The organism is Microbacterium suaedae (assembly GCF_003254645.1).
In the GTDB taxonomy this organism is placed as follows: domain Bacteria; phylum Actinomycetota; class Actinomycetes; order Actinomycetales; family Microbacteriaceae; genus Microbacterium; species Microbacterium suaedae.
On the sequence record NZ_PNFD01000001.1, the window covers coordinates 1,317,096 to 1,342,973 of the forward strand.

Annotated in this window: 29 protein-coding genes; 14 read left to right on the top strand and 15 right to left on the bottom strand. The window is 69.5% G+C overall.

The window, feature by feature from the left end:
* Position 1: 1 nt before the first annotated feature.
* On the bottom strand, positions 2-1,216 hold the full coding sequence (locus C0012_RS05825) for a nitrate/nitrite transporter (protein WP_110590132.1): 1,215 nt from the start codon (positions 1,214-1,216) through the stop codon (positions 2-4).
* 167 nt (positions 1,217-1,383) lie between these two features.
* On the opposite strand from C0012_RS05825, the gene mobA reads away from it, so the two are divergent.
* Positions 1,384-2,187: a molybdenum cofactor guanylyltransferase gene (gene mobA / locus C0012_RS05830; RefSeq protein WP_111466938.1), complete on the top strand. Its 804-nt coding sequence runs from the start codon at positions 1,384-1,386 to the stop codon at positions 2,185-2,187.
* A 91-nt stretch (positions 2,188-2,278) separates the two neighbouring features.
* Here mobA and C0012_RS05835 read toward each other — a convergent pair whose 3' ends face one another.
* The 3 genes from C0012_RS05835 to sigK are packed head-to-tail and all read right to left on the bottom strand — an operon-like array spanning position 2,279 to position 3,962.
* Positions 2,279-2,542, bottom strand: a complete 264-nt coding sequence (locus C0012_RS05835) for a hypothetical protein (protein WP_162621936.1) — start codon at positions 2,540-2,542, stop codon at positions 2,279-2,281.
* Between the two features lie 56 nt (positions 2,543-2,598).
* Entirely contained in the window at positions 2,599-3,363 is a 765-nt protein-coding gene (locus C0012_RS05840; RefSeq protein WP_110590135.1) for an anti-sigma factor, read from the bottom strand.
* Positions 3,360-3,962: an ECF RNA polymerase sigma factor SigK gene (sigK, locus tag C0012_RS05845; RefSeq protein WP_198411066.1), complete on the bottom strand. Its 603-nt coding sequence runs from the start codon at positions 3,960-3,962 to the stop codon at positions 3,360-3,362. The genes C0012_RS05840 and sigK overlap by 4 nt, the downstream gene beginning before the upstream one ends.
* Before the next feature lie 135 nt (positions 3,963-4,097).
* On the opposite strand from sigK, the gene C0012_RS05850 reads away from it, so the two are divergent.
* The 3 genes from C0012_RS05850 (at position 4,098) to C0012_RS05860 (ending at position 5,927) form a co-directional block, all read left to right on the top strand.
* Positions 4,098-4,775: a fasciclin domain-containing protein gene (locus C0012_RS05850; protein ID WP_110590136.1), complete on the top strand. Its 678-nt coding sequence runs from the start codon at positions 4,098-4,100 to the stop codon at positions 4,773-4,775.
* A 165-nt stretch (positions 4,776-4,940) separates the two neighbouring features.
* The gene (locus C0012_RS05855; RefSeq protein ID WP_110590154.1) at positions 4,941-5,354 is read left to right on the top strand and encodes a DUF1801 domain-containing protein; all 414 of its coding nucleotides are present in this window, start codon (positions 4,941-4,943) and stop codon (positions 5,352-5,354) included.
* 72 nt (positions 5,355-5,426) lie between these two features.
* A complete protein-coding gene (locus C0012_RS05860) occupies positions 5,427-5,927 on the top strand; it encodes a methylated-DNA--[protein]-cysteine S-methyltransferase (RefSeq protein WP_110590155.1) in 501 nt (166 codons plus the stop codon).
* A 123-nt stretch (positions 5,928-6,050) separates the two neighbouring features.
* On the opposite strand, the gene C0012_RS05865 is transcribed toward C0012_RS05860, so the two are convergent.
* Both C0012_RS05865 and C0012_RS05870 read right to left on the bottom strand, forming a co-directional pair.
* Positions 6,051-6,458, bottom strand: a complete 408-nt coding sequence (locus C0012_RS05865; RefSeq protein ID WP_110590156.1) for a ribosomal maturation YjgA family protein — start codon at positions 6,456-6,458, stop codon at positions 6,051-6,053.
* 164 nt (positions 6,459-6,622) lie between these two features.
* Complete coding sequence (locus tag C0012_RS05870) at positions 6,623-8,008, bottom strand: glycine--tRNA ligase (protein WP_110590157.1); 1,386 nt, start codon at positions 8,006-8,008, stop codon at positions 6,623-6,625.
* A 313-nt stretch (positions 8,009-8,321) separates the two neighbouring features.
* Here C0012_RS05870 and C0012_RS05875 point away from each other — a divergent pair, with 313 nt between their 5' ends.
* Together C0012_RS05875 and C0012_RS05880 are read left to right on the top strand one after the other, a co-directional pair.
* The gene (locus C0012_RS05875) at positions 8,322-9,116 is read left to right on the top strand and encodes an LLM class flavin-dependent oxidoreductase (protein WP_110590266.1); all 795 of its coding nucleotides are present in this window, start codon (positions 8,322-8,324) and stop codon (positions 9,114-9,116) included.
* A 173-nt stretch (positions 9,117-9,289) separates the two neighbouring features.
* On the top strand, positions 9,290-10,729 hold the full coding sequence (locus C0012_RS05880; RefSeq protein WP_110590158.1) for an MFS transporter: 1,440 nt from the start codon (positions 9,290-9,292) through the stop codon (positions 10,727-10,729).
* 188 nt (positions 10,730-10,917) lie between these two features.
* Here C0012_RS05880 and C0012_RS05885 read toward each other — a convergent pair whose 3' ends face one another.
* The 7 genes from C0012_RS05885 to C0012_RS05915 all read right to left on the bottom strand — a co-directional run bounded on the left by C0012_RS05885 (position 10,918) and on the right by C0012_RS05915 (position 16,549).
* On the bottom strand, positions 10,918-11,607 hold the full coding sequence (locus C0012_RS05885) for a GNAT family N-acetyltransferase (protein WP_110590267.1): 690 nt from the start codon (positions 11,605-11,607) through the stop codon (positions 10,918-10,920).
* Positions 11,608-11,798: 191 nt separating this feature from the next.
* Positions 11,799-12,200, bottom strand: a complete 402-nt coding sequence (pcaC, locus tag C0012_RS05890) for a 4-carboxymuconolactone decarboxylase (RefSeq protein WP_198411068.1) — start codon at positions 12,198-12,200, stop codon at positions 11,799-11,801.
* Positions 12,197-12,979 (bottom strand): alpha/beta fold hydrolase, encoded by a 783-nt coding sequence (locus tag C0012_RS05895; RefSeq protein ID WP_110590159.1) that lies wholly within the window; start codon positions 12,977-12,979, stop codon positions 12,197-12,199. Before C0012_RS05895 ends, pcaC begins: the two co-directional genes overlap by 4 nt.
* Before the next feature lie 30 nt (positions 12,980-13,009).
* Complete coding sequence (locus C0012_RS05900; protein ID WP_110590160.1) at positions 13,010-14,341, bottom strand: lyase family protein; 1,332 nt, start codon at positions 14,339-14,341, stop codon at positions 13,010-13,012.
* Positions 14,331-14,888, bottom strand: a complete 558-nt coding sequence (pcaG, locus tag C0012_RS05905; RefSeq protein WP_110590161.1) for a protocatechuate 3,4-dioxygenase subunit alpha — start codon at positions 14,886-14,888, stop codon at positions 14,331-14,333. The genes C0012_RS05900 and pcaG overlap by 11 nt, the downstream gene beginning before the upstream one ends.
* Positions 14,888-15,706, bottom strand: coding sequence for a protocatechuate 3,4-dioxygenase subunit beta (pcaH, locus tag C0012_RS05910; protein ID WP_110590162.1), 819 nt, complete (start codon positions 15,704-15,706; stop codon positions 14,888-14,890). The genes pcaG and pcaH overlap by 1 nt, the downstream gene beginning before the upstream one ends.
* Positions 15,707-15,781: 75 nt before the next feature.
* Entirely contained in the window at positions 15,782-16,549 is a 768-nt protein-coding gene (locus tag C0012_RS05915) for an IclR family transcriptional regulator (RefSeq protein WP_110590163.1), read from the bottom strand.
* A 170-nt stretch (positions 16,550-16,719) separates the two neighbouring features.
* Between C0012_RS05915 and C0012_RS05920 the strand changes: the two genes are divergently transcribed.
* Both C0012_RS05920 and C0012_RS05925 read left to right on the top strand, forming a co-directional pair.
* Positions 16,720-16,992, top strand: coding sequence for a type II toxin-antitoxin system TacA family antitoxin (locus C0012_RS05920; RefSeq protein WP_110590269.1), 273 nt, complete (start codon positions 16,720-16,722; stop codon positions 16,990-16,992).
* Positions 16,985-17,491 carry a GNAT family N-acetyltransferase gene (locus C0012_RS05925; protein ID WP_110590164.1) on the top strand — a complete coding sequence of 169 codons (507 nt, stop codon included), beginning with the start codon at positions 16,985-16,987 and terminating at the stop codon, positions 17,489-17,491. Before C0012_RS05920 ends, C0012_RS05925 begins: the two co-directional genes overlap by 8 nt.
* Positions 17,492-17,494: 3 nt before the next feature.
* On the opposite strand, the gene C0012_RS05930 is transcribed toward C0012_RS05925, so the two are convergent.
* On the bottom strand, positions 17,495-17,932 hold the full coding sequence (locus C0012_RS05930; protein WP_110590165.1) for a MarR family winged helix-turn-helix transcriptional regulator: 438 nt from the start codon (positions 17,930-17,932) through the stop codon (positions 17,495-17,497).
* Between the two features lie 104 nt (positions 17,933-18,036).
* Here C0012_RS05930 and C0012_RS05935 point away from each other — a divergent pair, with 104 nt between their 5' ends.
* The 5 genes from C0012_RS05935 to menE all read left to right on the top strand — a co-directional run bounded on the left by C0012_RS05935 (position 18,037) and on the right by menE (position 23,268).
* On the top strand, positions 18,037-18,963 hold the full coding sequence (locus tag C0012_RS05935) for an SDR family NAD(P)-dependent oxidoreductase (protein ID WP_110590166.1): 927 nt from the start codon (positions 18,037-18,039) through the stop codon (positions 18,961-18,963).
* Positions 18,960-19,847 (top strand): amidohydrolase family protein, encoded by an 888-nt coding sequence (locus C0012_RS05940; protein ID WP_110590167.1) that lies wholly within the window; start codon positions 18,960-18,962, stop codon positions 19,845-19,847. The genes C0012_RS05935 and C0012_RS05940 overlap by 4 nt, the downstream gene beginning before the upstream one ends.
* Positions 19,844-21,019 (top strand): acyl-CoA dehydrogenase family protein, encoded by a 1,176-nt coding sequence (locus C0012_RS05945; protein WP_110590168.1) that lies wholly within the window; start codon positions 19,844-19,846, stop codon positions 21,017-21,019. The genes C0012_RS05940 and C0012_RS05945 overlap by 4 nt, the downstream gene beginning before the upstream one ends.
* Positions 21,020-21,037: 18 nt before the next feature.
* Entirely contained in the window at positions 21,038-21,502 is a 465-nt protein-coding gene (locus C0012_RS05950) for a MaoC family dehydratase (protein ID WP_110590169.1), read from the top strand.
* A gap of 167 nt (positions 21,503-21,669) precedes the next feature.
* Positions 21,670-23,268, top strand: a complete 1,599-nt coding sequence (menE, locus tag C0012_RS05955) for an o-succinylbenzoate--CoA ligase (protein WP_110590270.1) — start codon at positions 21,670-21,672, stop codon at positions 23,266-23,268.
* A gap of 9 nt (positions 23,269-23,277) precedes the next feature.
* Here the strand turns inward: menE and C0012_RS05960 are convergent, their stop codons facing one another.
* Complete coding sequence (locus tag C0012_RS05960) at positions 23,278-24,195, bottom strand: AraC family transcriptional regulator (protein ID WP_110590170.1); 918 nt, start codon at positions 24,193-24,195, stop codon at positions 23,278-23,280.
* 201 nt (positions 24,196-24,396) lie between these two features.
* Between C0012_RS05960 and C0012_RS05965 the strand changes: the two genes are divergently transcribed.
* Complete coding sequence (locus C0012_RS05965) at positions 24,397-25,851, top strand: aldehyde dehydrogenase family protein (protein WP_110590171.1); 1,455 nt, start codon at positions 24,397-24,399, stop codon at positions 25,849-25,851.
* The last annotated feature ends 27 nt before the right edge of the window (positions 25,852-25,878 follow it).

Genomic DNA, 25,878 nt, shown 5'->3' on the forward strand with positions numbered 1-25,878 from the left:
GTCAAGCCCCCTTCGTCGGTGCGGTTGCGCGAGCTCTCCCGACGTACAGGGCGATCACGAGCGCGATCGCCGTGCAGACGGCGAGGAAGACGATGCCGAGCGTGTAGCTCTCGAGTTCGGTCCACATCCAGCCGAGGAGCAGCGGCGGCACGAAGCCGCCGAGACCGCCGGCGGCTCCGACGAAGCCCGTGATCGACCCGACCATGCTGGGCTCGCTCGTCTGCGCGATGAGCGCGAACGTCGCCCCGGATCCGGCGCCGAGCCCGACCGCCATGAGCAGGAAGCACGCGGTCCCGAGGGGCATGAGCGGCGGGTCGAAGGCGAGGACGATCGCGGCCACGAGCACGAGGCCCGACGACGAGACGAGCGCACGGGCGGCCCCCATCTTGTCCGAGAGGAACCCGCCGATCGGGCGCATGACGACGGCGGCGATCACGAAGCCCGCCATGCGCAGCGATGCGTCAGCGCCGTCGAGCCCGTAGGCGTTGACGAGGTAGGTCGGGATGTAGACCGAGAACGCGACATAGCCGCCGAACGACAGCGCGTAGAGATAGCAGGCCTGCCACGTGAGCGAGACGCTCGCGGTCTGCAGCAGCTGATGGCCGATGTCCTTCTTCTGCGGCTCCCACCCCGGGGCGTTCTTCATGAGCAGCAGAGCGAGGATCGCGTAGACGGCGAGGGCGACGGCCGTGATGACGAACGGCAGCAGATCGCCCTGCTCGAACAGCGGAACCGTCGTGAACGCCGCGATCGCCGTGCCGCCCATGCCGACGCCGTAGACGCCGATGGCCGTGCCGCGCGACTTCGGCGGGAACCACGAGTTCACGTATGGCACGCCGACCGCGAAGCTCGTGCCGGCGACGCCCAGGAAGAAGCCGCCGATCACGAGAGTCACGAAGCTGTGCTGGCCGATGAAGCCGATGAACAGCAACGGCACGATCGTGAGGAGCGAGATCGTCGGCATCATCAGGCGTCCACCGAAGCGATCCGTCAGGGCGCCGACGAGGATTCGCCCGATGGATCCGATGAGCACCGGCACCGCGACGAGAAACGCCGCGTCCTCCGCGAGCCCCTGCTCTACGAACACGGGCCCGAGTGGGCTGAGCAGCGACCACGCCCAGAAGTTCACGGCGAAGCCGAGCGTGGCCATCACCAGGGCGAGCGTGCGCTGTCCCCCCGTCGGTTCGACAGCGCGGTCCGGTGCACGAGAACTCATGGCGACTCCAGAGATCTTGCGGCGCCACCCCCACGACGGCGCCCGTCCCGCGACACTCTGGCAGAGAATCGCTTCGCGCAACAGGGCTCGCACGGAAAGTTCATCTACGCGTGTCGCCGGTTCTGCGAGGCCGCCGCACCGCGCCGCGCGGCCGTACGCTGGCGTACATGGCGACCCTCGCGATCCTTCTCACCGGCGGGCGCTCGCGCCGCATGGGCGGCACACACAAGCCCGCGATGCGGATCGGCGCAGAGAGCATGATCGACCGCGTCGCGCGGACGGTCCGGGGCGCGGATCCCGCGGCGCGGCTCGTCGTCGCCGGCTCGGCGGAGGGCGTCACGGGCACGCACGCCGTCGAGGTCGTCCGGGAGGATCCGCCGTTCTCCGGCCCGCTCGCAGGTCTCGCGGCGGGCGTCAGGGCCGCCGCCCCGGATCCGGACCGCATCGTCGTCGTCCTCGGAGGGGACATGCCGTTCGTGAGCCCAGATCTCATCTCGCGGCTGATCGACGAGGTGCTCGGCGGGGCGGAGGCGGCCGGGTGCCATGACGCGACGGGGCACCTGCAGTACCTGTGCACGGCGTGGCGCGACGAGGCGCTGCGCGCGCGACTCTCCGCGCTCGAACCCGTCGAGAACCGACCGCTGCGCGCCCTCTACGACGGGGTCGACGTGAGGATCGTCGACGCAGACGGCGACGAAGTGCGCGATATCGACACTCCGGACGACTACGCGCGCTCCCTCGTCACCTCAGACGGCCGCGCGATCCCGACGGCGCTCGTCGATGCCGCCCTCGCAACCGGGCGACTCACCGCCGACGACCTCGTCGCCGTGCTCGATGCGGCGCGGGCGGTCAAGCACGCGGGGTCCGACGCCAATCCGGTCGTCGCCGCTTTCCTCGCGGGTACTCTGCCGGATCCGACCCGGTCGGCGCTCGACGCGATCGTCGCGATCGCGCGCGACGCGGACGCGTAAGTTCGATCCCGGGTCCGATCCTCGGCGGATGATCGCGCACGACGGGTGCGGATCCCCACCCCCACCACGGGTCGTTCCTCCGACCTCGCGGTCAGGCCTCGACGCCCAGCAGATGGAGCGCACGGGCGACCGCCTCCGCCGGCTCTCCCGCCGCGCCATCACGCAGCAGACGCCCCGCCAGGAGCATCGCGACCGGGCCGGCGGGGCGCGCGATGCACTCGGAGGCACGCCCTGCGGCGAGGAGGATCCGTTCGATATCCCCCTCGCTCAGCTCGGCGGCCCCACTGCGCGCGGCTGCCCGCCCCGCCCATGCCCGCGCCGCCACCACTCGACCCGTGTCGTATGTGTGCCCCACGCGGCCACGCTAGCGAGTCCGACGAGATGACAGGGGTCCGACGTCCGGCGGTCCGGTCACTCCGTCGGCACCGCGACGATCGGATCCGTCGTCGGCGCGCCCGTCGGAGATCCGCCGGCCCGCTCGATCGTCACCGCAACCACGTCGCCCGGCGTGAGGGCCCCGTCCAGGAGGACGGGCGCGTCGGCACCGCCATCGAAGACACCCGCAGACACGGGCGCGTCCTCCCGCACGAACCAGAGTTCGTACTGACGACCGTCCTCAAGGGGCGGCACATCGTCCGCGATGACGACCGCCTCACGGACGTCATGTGACCAGTGAATCTCGAAGATCCCGCCCTCGGCCAGCGCCTCCGTCACCGTGCGCGTGTCGTCGGCGACCTCGATGCGCTCGAGCGCCACCACTGCGTCGGGACGGTTGAGGATCTGCAGAGCCACGATTCCCCCGACGCCGACGGCGGCGATCAGTACGGCAGATGCGGCGAGCGCGAGGACGCGTCGGCGAAGACGCCCGCGCCTCGGCGCTCCCGCAATGCTGCTCACGCTGCGACCGTCGGAAGGTGCGGCGGGGTGTTCCTCCTCGGGCTCGTCCGCCGCCGTCGGCTGCGCGATTCGCGCGAGAAGCTCGTCGCGGATGCCCGGCGGGGGCGCGACCTCAGGGGTCGCCTCCGCGAGAGCGGCGGCAATCTCCTCGTCGCGCGAGACACGATCGCGCAGCTCGGGATGGGCCACGAGCTCCGCTTCCAGCGCTTGCTCGTCCTCCGGGCTGAGCGCGTGGAGCGCACGGCCGGCGAGCAGCTCGTCCAGACGCCTCTCGTTCATGCCATGGCCCCCATCGTCGTCCTCAGCCGCGACAACCCGTCGCGCATTCTCGTCTTCACTGTGCCCAAGGGCGCTCCTGTGAGCGCGGCGATCTCCCGCTGCGAATAACCGCCGTAGTAAGACAGCGTCAGCGCCTCCCTCTGGTTCTCGGGCAGCTGCCCGAGGGCCTCGACCACCCGGCGTCCCTCGAGACGAAGCTCCACGTCCTCAGCGACTCCGTCGAACGCCACGCCGATGTCGCGGATCCCGGCGCGCACGTCTCGATCCACCCCTGCCTGCGAGGATCTCACTCGGTCCACGGCCCGACGATGGGTAATCGTCAGAACCCAAGACCTTCCCTGCCCTTTCTTCGGAGAGAACTGCGAAGCGGATTGCCAGATCTCGAGGAAAACCTCCTGCAGCACCTCCTCGCTCTGCGCGCGATCTACGAGCACGCGCAGGATCAGACCGAACATGCGCGGCGAAAGGAGGTCGTAGAGCCGGCCGAACGCGTTCTGATCGCCGTCAGCGATCTGGAGCAGGATCCGGTCGATGTCGTCAGGGCGTTCGCCGAGTTGCTCGTCCACGTCCAGACCGTCGATCACCATGACCACAAGCATGCCTCAACCTCTCGCATGACGCGTCCCGGAGTTTTTTCGAGAACATCCCATCCGATGCCGCACCCGTTCCGAATACCTCGTGAAAGCACCCAGATGCTTCGCCGCAGGCAAGCGTCAGATCAAGAGGAGAAGGCAATGATCACGAAGAAGTCCACACTCACCGGCATGGCGGTTCTCTCGCTCGTCGCGCTCGCCGGCCTGACCGGCTGCACCAGCGACGCGGCGCCCGAGGAAGAAGAGTCGACCGCCCCCTCTGCCGAGCAGAGCGCTCCAGCCGAGACGCAGGACGATGACATGGACAGCGACATGGCGGACCCCGCCGCGAACCTCGTCGGCCCGGGCTGCTCCGACTACGCCGACGCTGTTCCCGACGGCGCCGGCTCCATCGAGGGTATGTCCGCAGACCCCGTCGCGGTCGCCGCGTCGAACAACCCGCTGCTGACCACTCTCGTCTCCGCGGTCTCCGGCGAGCTGAACCCGGACGTCGATCTCGTCGACACGCTCAACGGCGACGAGTTCACCGTGTTCGCCCCGGTCGACGACGCATTCGGGCAGATCGACCAGGAGACAATCGACACCCTCAGCACGGATGCGGATCTGCTCACGTCGATCCTGACTTATCACGTGGTCCCGGGGCAGATTGCCCCGAGCGACATCGCGGGCTCCCACACAACGGTCGAGGGCTCTGACGTCGAGGTCACGGGCTCGGGCGACGCGATCATGGTCGACGACGCGAACGTGATCTGCGGCGGCGTCCAGACCGCGAACGCGACGGTCTACCTCGTCGACGCGGTGCTGATGCCGGGGGCGTAATACCAAACGGCCGAGAGAAGCAGGCCGCGCCCGCGGACGTCACCGGACGTCCGCGGGCGCGGCCGCGCGGGCGAGTCCGATGCCGTCGGCCTTCCCGAGTGCTTCCACGCCCTCTTTCGCGTCGCGATGGGCGAAAAGCCACTCGGGACCAGGCAGACTCGTCCCATGAGCGAGATCGACTCCTTCCTCGCCCGCGTCACACCGGCGAAGCGGCGGCGCGACGCCGAGACGCTCCTGCCGCTCATGGCGGAGGTGACAGGTGAGGATCCGGTGCTGACGGGGACGACCATCGGCTTCGGCAGCTACCACTACCGGTATGCGTCGGGGCGCGAGGGGGACGCGGCCGCCGCGGGATTCGCCCCGCGGAAGGCCGCAACGACGATCTACCTGATGGACGGTGTCGGCGCCCACGAAGAGGACCTCGCTCACCTCGGCCCGCACAAGACGGGCGTCGGCTGCCTCTACATCGCAGACCTCACCGAGTGCGATCTCGACGCACTGCGCCGGATCGTCGCCCGGTCGTATCGGACGCTGACGTCGGGGGTGTTCGGGCAGCGCGCTCGCGAGAGCAGCGAATGACCACGTCGACGGTCGCACCGCGATGTCCGATTTCCGCTCTCCTCCCGACGGCAGGGCAGCGAGAATGGGGGCATGAGACGACACCTGGTCACGGGCCCGACCCCCGTCGGTGCGCTGACGCTCTTCGCGGACGACGACGCGCTGGCAGGCGTCTACATGACGGATCATCGGCACCAGCCAGACGTCGCGACGTTCGGGCCGGCTTCTGACGACGACCCCTTCCTCCTCGACGTCGCTTTACAGCTCGCGGAGTACTTCGACGGGGACCGGACGACGTTCGACATCGCCATCGCGGCCCCGGGAACCCCCTTCCAGCAGTCGGTCTGGGATGCCCTGCGCGAGATCCCCTACGGAGAGACCTGGAGCTACCGGCGCCTCGCCGAGCACCTGGGACGCCCCGGCGCGAGCCGCGCCGTCGGCCTCGCGAACGGCCGGAACCCGGTGTCGATCGTCGTGCCGTGCCACCGCGTCATCGGCGCCGACGGCAGCCTGACCGGCTACGGCGGAGGCGTCGAGCGCAAGCGGTGGCTGCTCGCGCACGAGCGCGCGGCGGAGCCGGCTGCGCTGTTCTGAGGATCCGCGGCGGCGGGATCGGTTCACTCCTGAGAATCCGCGGATCCTCCCCCTCTCCGCATGAGGGTTACCGCTGCGGAGCTCACGCCTTGCGGAGGCACTCCGCCAGGTAGCCGTCGTGGATCATCGCGCGGTCGTCTCGGACGCGGCCGGCGGGGCCGCCCCGCGCACACGGCGCACGATCGCATCGACAACCGCCGCGACCGCGATCCCCAGCGCATAGAACACCAGGTCGGGCGCTGAGAACGTCGTGCCGAACACGAGCGTGAGCGGGCGGAAAGCGGCACCCCACAGCTCGGGCAGGCCCGTCAGCTGGAACAGTTCGACCCCGACGCACCAGATGAGCGCAACGGATCCTGCCGCCCACGACGGCCACCGCGGGACCACGAATGCCACGAGCAGGAAGATCAGCGCGGCATAGAGTGCGTCGCCCGTCGCGTCGCCGGCGAACCCGGCCGGCGCGAAGGCGTGCACCGACAGCCCTGCCGCGACGACGACGACGGCCGCGAGGGCGAGGATGAATCGGCGCATGGGGCCGAGGCTACGGGCACGCGGTCCGAGTTCTCGGAGAATCACGCGAATCTCGGACCCGGACGTCTCCGCCGAACGGAGAACTCGGCGACCGTCCGAGAACGCGGGCACAGCGACGACGAAGCGGGCGGATCCGTGTGGATCCGCCCGCCTCTCGCGTGTGCTTACGCCCCGCGGAGTCGCTCCGCCAGGTAGCCGTAGAGATTGTCGAGCGAGACGCGCTCCTGGCCCATCGTGTCGCGGTCGCGCACCGTGACCGCCTGGTCGTCGAGGCTGTCGAAGTCGACCGTGACGCAGAGCGGCGTGCCGATCTCGTCCTGGCGGCGGTAGCGGCGGCCGATTGCGCCGGCGTCGTCGAAGTCGACGTTCCAGGATCCGCGGAGGTCGTCGGCCACCTTGCGCGCGAGAGGCGAGAGCTTCTCGTTGCGGCTGAGCGGCAGCACGGCGATCTTCGTCGGCGCGAGGCGCGGGTCAAGCTTGAGCACGGTGCGGGTGTCGGTGCCGCCCTTCGCGTTCGGCACTTCCTCCTCGGTGTACGCGTCGACGAGGAACGCCATCATGGCGCGGGTGAGGCCGAACGACGGCTCGATCACATACGGCACATACTTCTCGCCCGAGGCCTGGTCGAAGAAGTGCAGATTGGCACCCGACTTCTCGATGTGGTTGTTCAGGTCGAAGTCGGTGCGGTTGGCGATGCCCATGAGCTCGCCCCAGCCCTTGCCCTGGAAACCGAAGTCGTACTCGACGTCGATCGTGCGGTCGGAGTAGTGGGCGCGCTCACCGTCGGGCACATCGAACTTCCGCATATTGTCGGGGTTCACACCGAGGTCAACGAACCAATTCCAGCACGCCTCGACCCAGTCGTCGAACCACTTCGGCGCGTCTTCGGGGGCCGTGAAGAACTCGATCTCCATCTGCTCGAACTCGCGCGTGCGGAAGATGAAGTTGCCGGGCGTGATCTCGTTGCGGAACGCCTTGCCGATCTGACCGATGCCGAACGGCGGCTTCTTGCGCGCCGCCGTGACGACGTTCGCGAAGTTTGTGAAGATGCCCTGCGCCGTCTCGGGGCGCAGATAGTGCAGGCCCGACTCGTCGTCGACGACGCCGAGGTAGCTCTTGACGAGCCCGGAGAACGACCGCGGCTCGGTCCACTTGCCGCGCGTGCCGCAGTCGGGGCAGGCGATGTCATCCAGGCCGTTCTCGGGCTCGCGGCCCTTCTTCTCCTGGAACGCCTCGATCAGGTGATCTTCACGGTGGCGCTTGTGGCACTGCAGGCACTCGACGAGCGGATCCTGGAACGTCGCGACGTGGCCGGAGGCCTCCCACACCTTGCTGGGGAGGATGATCGAGCTGTCGAGGCCGACCATGTCGCCGCGGCCGCGCACGAATGTCTGCCACCACTGGCGGCGGATGTTCTCTTTCAGCTCGGTGCCGAGGGGGCCGTAATCCCAGGCCGACCGGGATCCGCCGTAGATCTCGCCCGCTTGGAAGACGAATCCGCGGTGGCGGGCGAGGGCGATCACCTTGTCGAGGCGGGACTGTTCGGCCACGGTGGCTCCTATGGTCGTTCGGGGATTCTCACGCGGCCAGAGCGGCCTGCGCCGATGCATCAATCCTACTGGTGACGGCTGGGCGGGCGATCTCGCCTCCGAGCGCCGATCACGGTGCCCGGTCGGCCTCCCGGCCAGCGGTCGCGGCCCACTCGAGCCGCGCGCGGAGATCCGCTGCGTCTCGGAAGAAGAGCTCGGGCTTGTCGTTGCTTCCGCCCGGGGTGCCCGGTCGCCATAAGTTGAGCCTGGCACGGACGTCCGACACACGAACGGCCCCTGTCGGATGTCGGAGATCGATGCCAGCATGTCGACCATGCCTCAGCCAGCGTCTGCCGTCGGTCTCGTCTTCCGCCCCGACTCTCCGCCCGAAGATCTCCCCGCGGTCGCCCGCGAACTCGACGTCGCGGGCGTCAGCGAACTGTGGCTGTGGGAGGACTGCTTCTTCGAGGGCGGGTTGACGAGCGCCACCGCGGCGCTGCTCTCGTCGGAGCGATTGCGAATCGGCATCGGCCTGCTCCCCGTCCCGCTGCGCAACCCCGCCCTGGCCGCGATGGAGATCGCGACGATCGATCGTCTCGCCCCCGGCCGGTTCGTCGCTGGCTTCGGGCACGGCGTGCTCGACTGGATGGGGCAGGTGGGCGCGCGCGTCGCCTCGCCCCTCACACTCCTGCGCGAATACGTCACGGCGGTGCGTACGCTTCTCGCAGGGGAGACGGTCGACGTCGATGGCCGCTACGTGAAGCTCGCGAACGTCGCGCTCGACTGGCCGCCGGCGACAGTGCCCGAGATCACGATTGGCGCGACCCGGCCGAAGACTCTGCGGCTCGCGGGCGAGCTCGGCGACAGTGTCCTCCTCGACGACGCCAACGACGCACCGGCGGTGCGCGCGGCGCGGGCGATCGTCGACGAGGGACGCGAGGCGGCAGGCCGCCCCGGTCGCCCCCACGTTCGCGTGTTCACCGAAATCGATCCGCGCGGATCCGGCCTTGCAGAGCGACTGTCCGATCGCGTCGCTGAGCTCCGTGACGCGGGCGCGGACTCGGTCGCGATCCAAGCGCCGAAGGACGCGCCCGACCCCCGCGCTCTCCTCGACGCGCTGCCGCGTTGAGGAGATGACGCAGCCGGCCGCACCGCGGCGTCCGCGGGCCGAGGCGCGAGGTGGATCGGCGGTCTCCGGCGATCTCCTCGGGGATCCTGATCATCGTCACGCGACCAGGGCACGCCGCACGGATCTCTCCTTGGCGGAATACGACGGGTGTCGCCCTCGTTGGCTAGCCTCTGATGGTGAACGACGACGAGAATCCCCGTAGGAACCTCACGCGTCGCGCACCCGGTTGGGCGATCGTCGCCGCGCTCGCCTTCGCCGGCCTCAGCTCGGCGTTCATGTTCACCCTCGTCGTTCCGCTGCAGGCCGACCTGCCGCACCTTCTCGACGCGTCACGCGAGGAAACGAGCTGGGTCGTGACGATCACGCTCCTCGTGGCCGCCGTCGCGACCCCCATCTCGGGGCGCCTCGGCGATATGTACGGCAAGCGGCGCGTGATCCTGTTCCTGCTCGGTGCGCTGATCATCGGATCCCTCGTGGCAGCCGTCTCGGATTCGATCGTCGGCGTCATCATCGGACGAGGCCTGCAGGGGATCACGACGGGTGTCATCCCCTTGGGAATCGCGGTCATGCGCGATGTGCTCCCGCCCGCGCGCCTCGGCACGGCCGTCGCCTTCATGAGTGCCACGATGGGTGTCGGCGGTGCCCTCGGCATGCCCGTCGCCGCCTTCATCGCCGAGAACTACGACTGGCACGCTCTGTTCTGGATGTCACTCGCCCTCGGCGTCATCGGTCTCGCGGCGATCTGGCGCATCGTGCCGGAGGACACCCTCCTGTCCCCCGGCCGTCTCGACCTGCTCGGCGCGGTCGGTCTCGCGATCGGCCTCGCCGGACTCCTGCTGTACGTTTCGCAGGGCGCAGCCTGGGGATGGGGATCCCCCCTGTCGATCAGCTCGGTCACGATCGGCGTCGTCACCCTGTTGACGTGGGGGTACTACCAGTTGCGCGTCCGCGAACCCCTCGTCGACCTGCGGGTCGCGGCGCGACCGGCCGTCCTGATGACCAATCTCGCGGCGATCGGCATGGGGTTCGCCCTCTTCGGCTCGAACGTGTCGTTCCCGCAGCTGCTCGAGTTGCCTGTCGAGACGGGCTTCGGCTTCGGGCTCACGATGATGCAGGCCGCGCTCTGCATCATGCCCGCCGGCCTCATCATGATGGTGCTGTCCCCGCTGTCCGGCCAGCTCGAGCGCACTTTCGGGCCACGACGGCTGTTCACGATCGGGGCCGGATCGATCGTCGTCGCCTATGCATTCGTGCTTCTGTGGTCGAGCGAGGTGTGGCACATCGTCGTCGCCAACGGCCTCATCGGCGTGGGGATCGCCTTCTCCTTCGCAGCGATGCCGATGATCATCATGCGCTCCGTGCCGAACAACGAGACGGGTGTCTCGAACGGCCTCAACGCGCTCTTCCGCTCGGTCGGCACATCGAGCGCCTCGGCCGTGATGGGCGGCGTCCTCGCCGCGATGTCTGGTCCGGACCACCTGCCGACATCGGCTGCCTTCGCGACCTGCTTCTGGATCGCGATCGCGGCGGCCGTCGTGGCGACCACGCTGACCCTCTTCATCCCCCGTTCGACGCCCGGCGCCGATCGCTCCTCACTCCCCGCGGGATCCTGATCCCCGGGTCTCTCCGGCATACCCCCTCGGTCTCACCGCTCGCACCGGACCTCGTGCCGCGCGCCGGTGAGGGTCGCGCGCTGGTGAGGGTCGCCAATAATCGTCAATGCGAACGTCCCCACACTGACGTTTCCTGGCGACCCTCGCCTGGAGGGACACGTCAGGAGGGGCGCGTCAGGAGGAGCGCGTCAGGAGGTCTGCGTCTCGACGAACAGGTATCCGCGGTCGATGTCGAATCCTGCGATGCTGAGCCCGCGGTTCGTCAGAACCGCCATCTCGCGGCGCAGCGTCATCCGCCACTCGTGGGCCTCGTCGGGTGCTTCGGCGCGCATCTGCTCGACGTCTCGGGGGATCGCGAGCGTCTCGACGACCTGTTCCGGAGCCAGGGTCTTCGCGATGTCGGCGAGCGCCCACTTCACGTCGAGGCGGTCGCTCTCGTCGCCGGCGTCGCCGCCGCCGAAGATCCCGTACTGGTTCACCGCGTAGCCCGTCACGCGCGCGCCGAGCACCGTGAGGAAGAAGTGCGCGTTGCGCGCCACGAGCGGATCGAAAGTCCACGTCACGTTCCCGACGCCGCGCGAGAGCGCCCACTGGCGCTGGTGCTCCTTGAGCTCACGCCCCCAGCCCCGCCCGCGGAACTCCGGGAGCAGGGCCGTGATGTGCGAGTGCATCGACCGCGTCGACGGCTCGCCGAAGAACGCCACGGAGGCGCCGACCATGCGCCCGCCGTCGAAGAAGCCGACGGCGTAGTTGCCCGACTGCTGCAGGGCTCGCAGGGTGCCGGCGTCGACGACGCGCTCGGGCCCGCGGATCGCGTCGAGCACCCCCTGTGCCTCGAGAATCAGTTCGACGGTGTCCAGATCGCGGATCTCACGCATGCTCACCAGCGTAGGCCCCCGCGCGGCCCGAACGCGCCGGTGTCGGAGCGATTCGATGGGCACCGCGCCGGCGTCGGAGCCGTGGAGGGTGACGGCCGCGGATACCGGCGTGTCGTCCGCCCGAGCGGTATCCGTTCCGACATCGGCGCGGTGCCCCTGCGAACGCTCCGACGCTCGCGCGCCCGAACCGCTCACTCCTCGTCGCCGTAGACCTCCTGGGCGATGCGGAAGGCCGTGTTCGCGTCGGGCACGCCGCAGTAGATCGCCGACTGGAGGATGACCTCCTTGACCTCCTCGACGGTGAGCCCGTTGCGGATCGCGGCGCGCAGGTGCATCGCGAGCTCCTCGTGGTGGCCCCGCGCGATGAGCGCCGTGATCACGGCGACGGAACGCGCGCGGCGGTCGAGGCCGGGGCGCGTCCAGATCTCGCCCCACGCATAGCGCGAGATGAAGTCCTGGAACTCCTCGGTCAGCTCGGTCTGATTCGCCGTCGCCCGGTCGACGTGGGCATCGCTCAGCACCTCGCGGCGCACGACCATCCCGTTGTCGTACCGCTCACCGTCGGTGATTCCCTCGCCGCGCGGACGACTCATCGCGTGCTCCTCTCGAAGAAGGCCTGCAGCTCCGCCGCGACCTCGGTCGGCTTCTCGGCGGGCGCGAGATGCGCGGCCCCGTCGATCCCGACGAGCGAGGCGCCCGGAACGGCGTCTGCAATCTCCTCGGCGGCGGCTCGCGGCGTGACCTGATCCTCGACCCCGTACATGACCAGGAACGGCAGGGTCACGGATCCGAGCTGCTCGCGCACGTCGAATCCGGCGAGCGCCTCACAGCACAGGGCGTAGCCCTCGTCGTCTGCGTCGGACAGCGTGTGCAGCAGGCGCCCGGTGATGTCGGGGCGCGCGGCGATCGAGCCGGGAGCGAACCAGCGCTCGGCCGACGAACGGACGAGCACCGGCGTGCCCTGCGCCCGCACCTGGGCCGCACGCTCGTGCCAGGCCTCCGCCCCGTCGGCGAAGGCCGCCGCGGTGCAGATGGCCGCCGCGCCGCGGAGCAGATCGGAATGGCGGATCGCGAGAGCCTGCGTGACAGCGCCGCCGAGCGAGACGCCGGCCGCGAAGACCGGCTCACCGAAGGATCGCGCAGCCTCGGCGAGCGCGTCGGCGAGATCGTCGATCGTGAACGGAGCCTCCGGAGGGGCCGAGGCGCCGTGCCCCGGAAGGTCCCACGTGGCGACGCGGAAGGTGCGCGCCAGGATCGGGAGGACGTCCTCCCACAGCACGGCGCTCGCCGTCCCGAGGGAGGGGCCGAGGAGGAGAACGGGGCCGTCGTCTGAGCCCACAGCTTCGGTGACGGAGAGTTCGGGGATGGTCACGGTGCTCCTTCGAGTCGTGCGTGTCGGGGATCAGGCGGTGTCGGTGAAGAGTCCGGCCAGACCGACGTACTGGGCAGGATCCAGCAGCTCCGGATCCACGAGATCCCGGATATCCGCTCCCGCAGCGACCTGGGCGACGACCTCGGCGGCACGATCCTTGCCGAGCGCGACACCGAGCCGCTCGGAGACGATGAGGCCGCCGGTCGCGGCGAGGTTGCGGGCCACGGCGTCGCGGTCCACGCGGAGGCCCTCAGCGAGGTCGGCGGCATGGGCCGTCGCGCCGAGTGCGAGCCGCAGCAGCTCTCGCAGCGTGGACCATTCGGCGTGCCACGCACCATCGGGACGCTCGTCGGATGCCGCGGCCGAGGCGAGGTGCAGGGTCGCGGCGAGCTGCGGCGCGCGCAGGGCCGCCGAGCGCAGGAGCACGCTGCGCGCGGGGTTCTGCTTCTGCGGCATGGCGCTGGATCCACCGCCGGTCGGCTCAGCGAGCTCGCCGATCTCCGTACGGGAGGCGGTTGCGACGTCGGCCGCGAGCTTTCCGAGTGCGTCGGTCGCCTGGGTGAGGGCATCACCGAGCTCGGTGACCGGCCAGCGCTGCGTGTGCCAGGGCGCTTCGAGGTGCCGAAGGCCGACCGCATCGGCATACGCCCGGCGGACTCCCTGCACAACGACGCCAATTCTTGCGTCTGCGGTGCCCGAACCCGGCGTGTCGGCCGGTTCGACCGAATTCTGGCGTCGTTGTGCATCGGGGGATGCCCGCACCGTCTCAGCGAGCGCCGCCATGGTTCCGGCGGCTCCGCCGAGCTGGGCGGGGAGTTCGAGGTGGTCGATCCGGACCAGAGCGCGATCGATGGCGCGCCGCCAATTCGCGGCCCGCAGCCCGATCGTCGTCGGCACGGCGTGCTGCGTGAGGGTGCGGCCGGCCGCGACGAGGTCGCGATGCTCCGCCGCGAAGGCCCCGAGGGCGGCCGAGACGCGCGCCAGATCGGCGCGGATCCGTCCCACCGCCTCGCGGGCGACGATCATGAGCGACGTGTCGAGGATGTCCTGGCTCGTGGCGCCGCGATGGATCCACGGCCGCACCTCGTCGGGGGCGGCGGCCCGCAGCAGCGCCACGAGCGGGATCACCGGGTTGCCGCCTGCCACCGCGTCGCGCGCGAGGGCCGGAACATCGAGATCGATCGCGCGCAGCGGGGATCCCGAGACTCCCGCGGGCGCGACCCCCTCGGCCGCGAGCGCGTCGACGAGGCCGGCCTCGGCCGCGACGAGCGCGGCAAGGATGGCGGCGTCCGACACGGCCTCATCTCGCCCCACGGAGACGGGGGAGATGAGGCCGAGATCGAACGACTCGTCAGTAGGCAAGGAAGACGGTCTCCTTCTCCCCCTGCAGCCGGAAGGTGTGCTCGAGGTATCCCGCCTGCGTCCGGGTCGCGACGAGCGTCGCGCGCTCGTCGCCCGACAGCGAGTCGAGGAGCGAGTCGGTCTGGCCGTCGGCGATCGCCTCCGGCAGATAGACGCGCGTGTGCAGCTTGTTCGGCAGGCCGCGGGCGTAGACGATGGCGGCGAAGAACGGGGGCTTGCCGTCTTCGGTCGCGCCCGGGTTGCGGGTCCAGAACTCGTAGTGACCCTCGTCGTTCGTGAACGTGCGGCCGAAGCCGGTGAACGAGTGCCCGTCGCGCTTCAGCGTGCCGCGGTCGCGGGGAACGGATCCGTCGCTGTCGGCGCCGAAGATCTCGATGATCGCATCGGGGATCGGGTGGCCGTTGCCGTCGAGCACCTGGCCGCCGAGCACGATCGCGCCGGGGCTGTGCGGGAAGGCGACCTCGTTCATGCGGTCGAACTCGACGCCGAACTTGAAGAACGGCCCGACGGTCTGGCCGGCGGTGGGCTCCAGGATCTTTTCGTCCATCAGTGGTCCCCCTCCTCGGGCTCGGTCCAGGTGGCATCGGGGCCGTCGACGACGATGTCCCAGCGGTAGCCCATCGAGAACTCGGGCACCGTCAGGTCGTGATCGTACGCCGCGATGAGGCGGTCGCGGTCCTTCTGATCCCGGATCGTGTTGTAGATCGGGTCGAGGGGGAACAGCGGATCCCCGGGGAAGTACGTCTGCGTGACGATGCGCTGCGTGAACGCGGAGCCGAAGATCGAGAAGTGGATGTGCGCGGGGCGCCACGCGTTGACGTGGTTCTTCCACGGGTATGCGCCCGGCTTGATCGTCGTGAACTTGTAGAAGCCGTTGTCGTCGGTGATGACGCGGCCGGCTCCCGTGAAGTTCGGATCGAGCGGCGCGGGGTGCTGGTCACGCTGGTGGATGTAGCGCCCGGCGGCGTTGGCCTGCCACAGCTCGACGAGCTGATTGGCGACCGGGCGCCCCCAGCTGTCCTTCACATAGCCCTCGATGGTCATGCGCTCGCCCTGCGGCTCGCCCGTGTGCTGGAGAGTGAGGTCGCTCTCGATCGCCGCGACATCGCGCTGTCCGAACGCGGGGCTGAACAGCTCGATCGTCTCGGGATCGACGAGCTTGGGGTTCTTTGTTGGGTGGCGCAGGATGCTCGAGCGGTACGGAGGGAAGTCCGTCATCGTCTTCGGCAGATCCTCGCCGTTCGCGACGCGCTCGGCGTACTGCGCGTGGAGGTCGTTGATCTCCTGCGTCATCTCGGCCTGCGTGATCTGGTCAGGCGCGGCGAGCAGGGATTCGGGCGCGGCGGCTCCCGGGGTGTCGGTCATATGCGTCTCCTTCGACAGCGACGTGTCGTCTCCAGCGTGACGGTTCGATGCCTGCCGACGCGATCGGGATCCCGCTCAGTGGGAGTCCGTCAGATCCTTGGTGAGGTCGCGCGCCGCCTGCCGCACGAGAGCCGCGAGGCGCCGCTCGTCCGCGCGCTCCATGTGCACGACGACGCCGATCGCCGCGAGCGGGAGCCCCGCGACGGATCCGAGGGCCGCGCCGATCGACACATTGCCGAGCGTCATCTCCTCCCGGGCCCGGGCATAGCCGCGGGCACGGGACGCCTGCAGATCGACCACCAGCTCATCGGGATCCGTGATCGTGTGCACCGTCTCGCGCTCGAGAGGCTCGGCGCAGTACGCGCGGATCCAGTCGTCGCTCTGCGCCGCCAGCAGCGCCTTCCCGACGCCGACGGCGTGCGGGAGGTGGCGCCCACCCATGCGGCTGAGCAGCGGGATGGATCCGTGCCCCGTCACCTTGCCGATGTACAGGGCGGATGCGCGCGCGGGCTCATCCCCATCGAGGACGGCGAGGTGCACGTTCTCGCCCGTCGCCTCGTAGAGCCGCATCATGTGCGGAAGCGCCGTCTCGCGCAGGCGGAGCGCGAGGGGCGACAGCTCGCCGAGCTCCCACAGCCGCGATCCGACGACGTACCGCCGCCCGGGCGCCCGGGCGATCATCCCGAGCTCCACCATCTGCGAGAGGATCCGGTGCAGCGTCGACGACGACAGCCCCGTCCGCGCGGCGAGTTCGGCGGCCGAGAGCGACGCGTCGTCCTCGGAGAAGCACGAGAGGATGCGCATTGCGCGCTCGAGCATCCCCTCGCCGGGCTCCGGATCCATGCGAGCGAGCCTATCTCCCGGTGGGTGGGAGGCTCACGGTGAGCGGGAGGGGTCGAGCGCTGATCAGAACCAGTTCGCGTGTCAGTGGTCCGACCTACCGTGCACCCATGCTCATGGGTAAGACTCCGATTCCACCCGCAATGTACGGCGAATCACCGTACAATTGCCTCATGCCCACACCGAAGACCGAACGCCTCGACCTGCGCCTCACCGCTGAACAGAAGGACACGATCGTCACTGCCGCCGCGATCACCGGGCGATCCGTGTCGGATTTTTCGACGCAGGTGCTGACCGAGAGGGCGCAGGAGGCCATCCTCCGTGAACGTCAGGTGCGGGTGGACGCCGAGGCTTTCGGTCGCTTCACCGAGATCCTCGATCGCCCCGCGCGCGTGAACGAGGGCCTCACGGAGCTGCTGTCGCGGAAACCACGGTTCATTGACTGAGTTCCGCACGCCGCGCCCCCTTCGTTCATCCGACGCGACGTCGACGTTCTCCTCCGGAGAGGAGTCGCTCGACCGGTGGCTCCGCGGATACGCGAAGGCGAACCAGCGCAGTGGCGCGTCCCGCACGATGGTCACCACGACTGACGATGGCACCGTCGCGGGATACTACTGCCTGTCCGCGAGCGCGCTCGTACGCGATGCCGCCCCGGAGCCACTCGCGAAGCGACAGCCCGACCCGATACCCGTCGTGCTGCTCGGGCGCCTCGCAGTCGACCGCCGTTTCCACGGCATCGGCCTCGGCGCCGACCTCCTGCAGCACGCCGCCACCAAGGCGATCGAAGCAGCCGACACGATCGGAATGCGCGCGATCCTCATCAAGGCGCTCACCGAAGACGTCGTCCCGTTCTACGAGCGATTTGGGTTCACACGCTTCCCCGGGGCCGACCTGACCCTCTACCTGCTGCTCAGCGACGCTCGCGCCACGATCGCGGCACTCTGATCCCTACTCCTCGAACGCCAGCTGCTCCAGCACGCGCTGGAGCACGGCGGCGTCGTCGGCGTCGACGTGCGTCGACACGTCGGTGACGACCGTGCGCGCTTCGGCGCAGAGCGATCGGCCCTCGGCGGTCGCGGCGACGACCTTCGCGCGGCGGTCGCGCGGATCCGTCTCGCGGACGACGAGGCCACGATCCTCGAGGTCGTCGACGAGGGCGACGACTTGACTCGGGTCGAGGCGGAGGAATTCGGCGATCTCGCGCTGCGTCGGCGGCTCATCGTCGAGCGCCAGGCACAGGACGGAGTACGAGCGCACCTTGAGCCCGAGCGGGGCGAGCGCGCGATTGTCGCGCTGGGCGGCCACGACGCTCGCACGGGTGAGAAGGAAGCTCACGTTCTGCGCGAGCGTGGCCCCTCTGGTGGCCTCTGGATGCACGGTTGGCATGAACCGACTTTAGCAAACCCGTGGATCCAACAACCATTGACTTTTTCAAGCATTCGCGATGTGATGGGCTCAGTCGCACAGATCACCTCGGATCGGAGAGAGCAATGACGCTTCAGGGAACCGTCGCCATCGTCACGGGATCGGGGCAGGGCCTCGGGCTCGCCTACGCCCAGGAACTCGCCGCGCAGGGCGCGAGCGTCGTCATCAACGACGTCGACCAGGCCGCCGCCGACGCCGCGGTCGCGACGATCGTCGAGGCCGGGGGCACGGCCAGCGCCGTCGTCGCCCCGGTCGGCCCGACCGAGACGGCGAAAGCCCTCGTCGACCACGCCTACGAAACGTACGGCCGCCTCGACGCACTCGTGACGAACGCAGGGATCCTGCGCGACCGCACGCTCTGGAAGATGAGCGACGACGACTTCGACGCGGTCATAGGCGTGCACCTGCGCGGCACGTTCACGTGCGTGCGTGAGGCCGCGACCCGCTGGCGCGAAGACGGCACGGCGGGACACATCGTGTGCATCGGCTCTCCCACGGGCCAGCGCGGCAACTTCGGCCAGACGAACTACGCGGCCGCGAAGGCCGGAATCGTCGGCATGGTGCGCACATGGGCCCTCGAGCTCAAGAAGGCGGGCATCACGGTTAACGCCGTCATCCCCGTCGCCGCCACGGCCATGACGAAGACCGTCCCCTTCTTCCAGAAGGCCGTCGAGGCCGACGAGCGCGGCGAACCGATGCCCGACTTCTTCCGCAAGGAACTCGGCTTCGGCACGGCCGACGACGTCGCCGGCATCGTCGCCTTCCTCGCCTCCGACGCCGCGACGGGCATCACCGGCCAGGTCGTCGGCGCGGGCGGCGACCGCCTGCAGCTGTGGTCGCACCCCGAGGCCGTCACGACCTCCTACCGCGAGGGCGGCTGGTCGTACAGCGCCCTCGTCGACGGCTTCGCGGAGGCGGCCGGCGATCTCCAGTCGGTCGGCGAGAAGTTCCCGCAGCTTCCGGACGAGCTCGCCCCGGAGCCGAAGAAGTGACGGACGCACGCTACGAGACGTCGATCGATCTGGCCTCGCTCGACGCGATCGACACGCACGTCCACATCGAGATCGACGCCGAGGGACACTCGTCCCTCCCGGACGACCTCTCGGAGGCGGCGAGCAAGTACTTCCGCACCGACGGACCGCGCCCCGATCTCGACAGCATCGCGGCGTACTACCGCGAGCGCCGCATGGCCGCCGTCGTCTTCACCGTCGACTCGTCCACCCACCTCGGCCAGGCACCGATCTCGAACGACGAGATCATCGACGGCGCGATCCGCCACAGCGATGCGCTGATCCCGTTCGCTTCCGTGGATCCGAACCGTGACGACGCGCTCGACGAGATCGGGCGCCTCATCGAGCGCGGCGCGAGGGGCTTCAAGTTCCACCCGACCGTGCAGGGCTTCGACCCCAGCGACGACCGATTCGCCCCGGTGTACGCGGCCCTGCAGGATGGCGGGGCCATCGCCCTGTTCCACACGGGCCAGACCGGTATCGGCGCCGGGATGCGCGGCGGGCGCGGGCTGCGGCTCGCCCTGTCGAACCCGATGCTGCTCGACGGCGTCGCCGCCGACTTCGGCGATCTGCAGATCATCATGGCGCACCCGTCGGTGCCCTGGCAGGATGAGGCGCTCTCGGTCGCGACCCACAAGCACAACACCTGGATCGATCTCTCGGGCTGGAGCCCGAAGTACTTCCCACCCTCGCTCGTGCGATACGCCAACTCGCTCATCAAGGACCGCGTGCTGTTCGGATCCGACTTCCCGCTTCTCACGCCCGATCGCTGGATCCGCGATGCGGAGAAGACGGAGTCGTTCAAGCCCGAAGTGCTGCCGAACATCATGAAGCACAACGCCGCGCGGCTGCTCGGGCTGTCATGACCGCCGATCCCGTCGCAGACCGCCTCGGGTTCGCCGAGCGGTACCTGTCGCCGGCCGCCCGAGCAGTGCTCGACGAGCTTTCGGACGTGCTCGATGAACGGATCCGCCCCCTCCTCGCGGATGCGTGGGAGCGGGCGGTCATGCCGGACGAGGTGCTCGACGCGCTCGTGCCGCTCGCGCTCATGGATCCCTCAGGGGCGTCGCGTGAGGAAGCCGACTCGAGCATGTTCTCGGGCTTCCGCAACTACGTGCTCGCCCGGTGCGATGCGTCGGTCGCCACGATGTACAACGCCCAGTCGGGGCTTTTCCGCGCGATCGTCCGCCACGGCGGATCCGCGGAGCAGGCGGCGGCGTGGGATCCGCTCATCAGGCGCTTCGAGATGCGCGGCGTGTTCGCGCTCACCGAGCCGGACCACGGATCCGACGTCGCCGGCGGGCTCGCCACGACCGCGACCCGGGAGGGCGGCACGTGGACGATCGACGGCGAGAAGCGCTGGATCGGCGGCGCCGATCAGGCCGACGTGCTCGCCGTCTTCGCCCGCGACACCGCGGACGGGCAGGTCAAGACCTTCCTCGTCGACCGCGAGGCCGCGGGCGTGAGCCTCGAGCCGATCGCCGGCAAGGTCTCGCTGCGGATCATGCAGAACTTCCACATCCGCCTCTCGGGCGTGCGCGTGCAGGAAGAACGGCGCCTGCACGGCATCGATTCGTGGCGCGACGTCGCCGCGGTGCTGCGCCGGATGCGCTCGGACGTCGCGTGGTTCGCCGCCGGCATGCAGGCCGGCGCCCTCGCGGCGGCCACGCGCTACACGAGCGAGCGCGAGCAGTTCGGCAGGCCGATCGGGAGTTTCCAGCTCGTGCAGGAGAAGCTCGCGCGCATGCTCGGCAACGCCACCTCCTCCCTCGCCCTCGCCACCTCGCTCTCCGCCGCGCAGGACGCCGGCACCTGGAGCGACGAGAACTCCGCCCTCGCCAAGATGGTGACGGCCGAGAAGGGCCGCGAGACGGCGGCGCTCGCTCGCGAGATGCTCGGCGGCAACGGACTGCTCCTCGAGAACGACGCCGCGCGCTTCTTCGCCGATGCCGAGGCGGTCTACTCGTACGAGGGCACCCACGAGATCAACGCCCTCATCGTCGGCCGCTCCCTGACCGGCGCCTCCGCCTTCCTCTGAACGATCGAAAGGACCCTCATGACCACCCAGACTGTCGTCCCCTACGCCGAGATCACGTCGCTCGCCGGCCGCGACCTCGGCTTCACCGACTGGTTCGAGATCACGCAGGATCGCGTGGACACCTTCGCCGACGCCGTCGACGACCACCAGTGGATCCATGTCGAGCCCGAGCGAGCGAAGGCCGAGAGCCCCTTCGGCGGGCCGATCGCCCACGGCTTCCTGTCGCTCTCGCTCGCGACGAAGTTCTGGAGCGACCTCTGCGAGGTCGAGGGCGTGAAGACCAAGGTCAACTACGGCCTCGACAAGGTGCGGTTCGTTTCGCCCGTCGCCGTCGGCGCGCGCGTGCGCATGAACGCTGTCGTCGCCGAGGTGACCGAGGTGAAGGGCAACGGCTACCAGCTCGCCGTCGACCACACCTTCGAGGTCGAGGGATCCGAGCGCCCCGCCGTCATCACGCGGAGCCTCTACCGCTTTTATGTTTGACGCGCAGAGGGCGCGCCAAACATAAAGTGCCCGACGGGCAGATCCGGCTTCGCCGTCTGCCACGCCTAACCCGCCCAGAGGGTCGCCAGAAAGTGCCAGTGCGGGCACGCTTCGACTGGCAGATTCTGGCGACCCTGTTCCATCCCGACACGGACAAGGACGTTCACGTGTTCAACGCAGGCATCGGCGCCTGGACCGCCAAGAGGCGCCTCAAGGATCCCGACAAGACCGCTCTCGTCTTCGGCGAGCGCGTCTTCACCTACCGTCAGTTCGCCGACGCGGTCGACCAGGTCGCCGAGGTGCTGCACGTCCGCGACATCTCGCGCGGCGACCGCGTCGCCTACATCGGCGAGAACAGCCCCGAGTTCCTCTTCACGCTGTTCGCGTGCACCCAGATCGGCGCCGTGTTCGTGCCGATCAACACGCGCCTCGCCCCGCCGGAGATCACGCACGTGCTCACCGACAGCGGCGCCCGCACGATCGTCTATGACATCGAGTTCGCCGAGCGCATCGCCCCCGGCATCGCGGCCGGCGGCATCGTGCACGTCATCCCGACCGAGGAGGGTCTGCCCGGCACACCGGGGCTGCCCGAGCTCATGACGCGTTCGCGCGGCGGACGCGTCGCCGAGGAGATGGATCTGGGCGAGCCCGCCGCCATCATCTACACCTCCGGCACGACGGGGAAGCCAAAGGGTGCCGTCCTCACCCACCAGAACCTCACCTATGTCGCGATCAACGGGATCGTCGACTATGGCTTCGCCTCGAGCGACACGGCCCTGCTCATCTCGCCGCTCTTCCACGTCGCCGCTCTCGGCATGGGCGCGCTGCCCATGGTGATGGTCGGCGGCACGATCGTGCTCGAGAAGGGATTCGACGCCGCCCGCGCGCTCGCGCTCATCGAGAAGCACGGGATCAGCACGCTCAGCGGAGTGCCGACGACCTACCAGCTGCTCGCCGACCACCCCGACTGGGACGGGACCGATCTGTCGACGCTCCGCAAGCTCACGTGCGGCGGATCCGCCGTGCCGACGCGGATCCTCAACGCTTACGAAGAGCGCGGGATGTCGTTCTCGCAGGGCTACGGGATGACCGAGACCTCGCCCGGAGCAACCCACCTTCCGCCGCAGTGGACTCGTGAGAAGCAGGGCAGCGTCGGGCTCCCCCACTTCTTCACGAACATCCGGATCACGAACGACGCCGGCGAGATCGTGCCGCGCGGCACGATCGGCGAGATCGAGATCCAGGGCCCCAACGTCTTCCTCGGCTACCACGGGCTGCCGGAGAAGACGGCCGAGTCGTTCCGCCCCGGTGGCTGGTTCCGCTCGGGAGACATGGGTTACCTCGACGAGGACGGCTTCCTGTTCATCGCCGATCGCCTGAAGGACATGATCATCTCGGGCGGCGAGAACATCTATCCGGCCGAGGTGGAGAACCTCATCAACGACATCGACGGCGTGACCGGCGCCGCCGTGATCGGGGTGCCCGACGAGAAGTGGGGCGAGGTGCCGTGGGCCGTCGTCACCCTCCGCGAGGGCGCCTCCCTGACGAGCGAGCAGCTCGTCGAGTACCTCACGGGCGAGATCGCCCGCTTCAAGATCCCCCGCACGACGCAGGTCGTCGAGGAGTTCCCGCGCACGGCGTCCGGGAAGATCCGCAAGGCCGACCTCCGCGCGCGCTATACGGGATCCGTCCGCCCCTCCCACGGGATCGGCACGAAGGAGCCCTGGAAGACCGAGACGATCCGCACGCCGAAGAAGACGAAGTAGCCAGGATCCTCAGCCGACGTCGCTGCGCCACTCCCGCGGCGTGCGCCCGTACTCGCGGCGGAATGCGCGCGTGAACGTGGTGGCGTCGTCGAAACCGCAGGCGTATGCGATGTTCTCGATCGTCATCCGTCGCTGCGCCGGATCGACGAGCATCGACGATGCGCACCGCAGCCGTTCCGCACGCAGGTATGCGGCCGGCGTCGTCCCGACGCTCTCGAACGCCTGATACAGGCGCCTGCGCGAGACGAAATGCCGCGAGGCGACCTCGTCCATGCTCAGGCCCCGCGTCGCAAGGTTCTCCCGCAGGAACTGCTGGGCGATGTGCCGCAGTCCCGAGGACGTGCGGGGTGTGACGGATCCGCTCCGGAACGACGAGCGGATCATCGACGAGGCGAGATCGCGCGTGACCGCGGCCGTCTCGTCGGTCGAGACGCCGGCGGGCAGATCGGAGACATAGGAGAAGAGACCGCGCGCGGCCGGTCCGCGCATGCCGCCGGGAACCGCGAGGCGGCTCATGGTCTCTTCCATCATCCGCTCGGGCAGCCCGAGTGACTGGCGGGAGACCTGGACGATCAGCTGCTGCTGGCTGCTCGGCGAGTAGTCGAGGTAGTAGGGCCTGTCGGTCGCATAGATCGACACGGAGCCGGCGCGCACGGAGGCGACGGATCCGTTTCCCACGACCGTCCCGCTCGACGAACGCTGCAACGAGATGTGCACATCGTCACCGGCTTCCGCCGCGAGTCGGCCCGCGTGCTCGGCGCTCGTCCCGCACGTCGTCACGAGAGACACCGAGATCCGCTCGTCGAGCTGCACGTGCTCCATCCGCCCGGTGAACCGCGGCTCGAAGCCTGCGCACCGGAGGGGCACGAAGCACCCCGAGACGACCGACTCCCATTCGTCCGCGCTCTCCGCTTCGAGAACAAACACCTTCGCGTCACCTCCATTGGCGTCACGCGAGGCTATCCCGACGCCCCATGCCGAGCAACACGGGGTGCGGCGACGTGCACGAAACGCCGATTCTCGGTGCTGCGGCGCCCGATGTGCACAAATCGTCGGATCGCGCGCCGAGCCGGATCCCTAACGTCGTCGAACAGCCGCCGAGGCAGGCGGAGCGAGACGGGAGAGACGATGACCTTCTTCGACCAGCAGCAGTGGACCGCGCGCGCATATCTCGGCGGGTGGACCGAGTTGAACGGGACGAGCACCGTGACGAACCCCGCGACGGGTGAGAAGATCGCGGAGGTCGGCTTCGGCGATCCGGCGGATCTGGCCGACGCCGTCGTCCGCGCAGCCGCCGCACAGCGCGCCTGGGCCGCGCGCCCCGCCGAGGACCGGGCCGCCGTGATGCGCCGCGCCGGCCGGGCGCTCGAAGCGCACACCGATGTCCTCGCCGAGTGGCTCGTGAACGAGGCCGGATCCGGGCAGGGGAAGGCCGCCTTCGAGGCGGGTCTCGTCGCGAGCGAGGCGCACGCTGCCGCGGCCCTGGCGCTCATGCCCTACGGACAGCTGCTGCAGTCGTCGCGCCCGCGCCTCAGCTTCTCGCGCCGGCGGCCCGTCGGCGTGGTCGGCGTGATCTCACCGTTCAACTTCCCCGCGATCCTCTCCTCGCGGTCGATCTTCCCGGCCCTCGCGCTCGGAAACGCGGTCGTACTCAAGCCCGATCCCCGCACATCGATCTCGGGCGGGCTGTTCCTCGCCGCGATCCTGGAGGAGGCGGGGCTTCCCGAGGGGCTGTTCTCGGTGATCCCCGGCGGGGCCGATGTCGGCGCCGCGCTCGTCGACCATCCCGACGTGCCGGTGATCTCGTTCACGGGATCCACTGCCGCGGGTCGCGTGATCGGCGAGCGCGCCGGGCGGCTGCTCAAGCGCGCCCACCTCGAGCTCGGCGGCAACAACGCCATGATCGTGATGCCGGACGTCGATATCGACGCGGCCGCCTCAGCGGGCGCGTGGGGATCCTTCCTGCACCAGGGGCAGATCTGCATGACGACGGGGCGGCACCTCGTGCACGCCGATGTCCACGACGAGTACGTCGCGCTTCTCGCCGAGAAGGCGACGGCGCTCCGCGCGGCCGATCCCGCGGGCGGCGCCCCGCTCGGGCCGATCATCGACGAGCGCCAGCTCGAGAAGATCGCCGACCTGGTCGATCGCACGGTCCAGGCCGGCGCGACCCTGCGGGCAGGCGGTACGCACGAAGGGCTTTTCTATCAGCCGACCGTGCTCACCGATGTACGCCCGGAGCATCCGGCCTTCGCCGAGGAGATCTTCGGCCCCGTCGCCCCCGTCCTCCGCTTCGAGGACGTCGACGAGGCGATCGACCTCGTCAACGCGAGCGAGTACGGCCTCGCCACCGCGATCCTCTCCGGAGACGCCTTCGGAGCCCTCGAGCTCGGCGACCGCCTCGACAGCGGCATCCTGCACGTCAACGATCAGACGGTCGATGACGAGGCCCAGGCACCCTTCGGCGGCACGCGCGCGTCCGGAACCGGGGCGCGATTCGGCGGGCACGAGGCCAATCTCGAGGCGTTCACCGAGACCCAGTGGACGACCGTGCAGTCGTCCATCCAGCGATACCCCTTCTGAACTCCGACCCACCCGCCGCCTGACCCG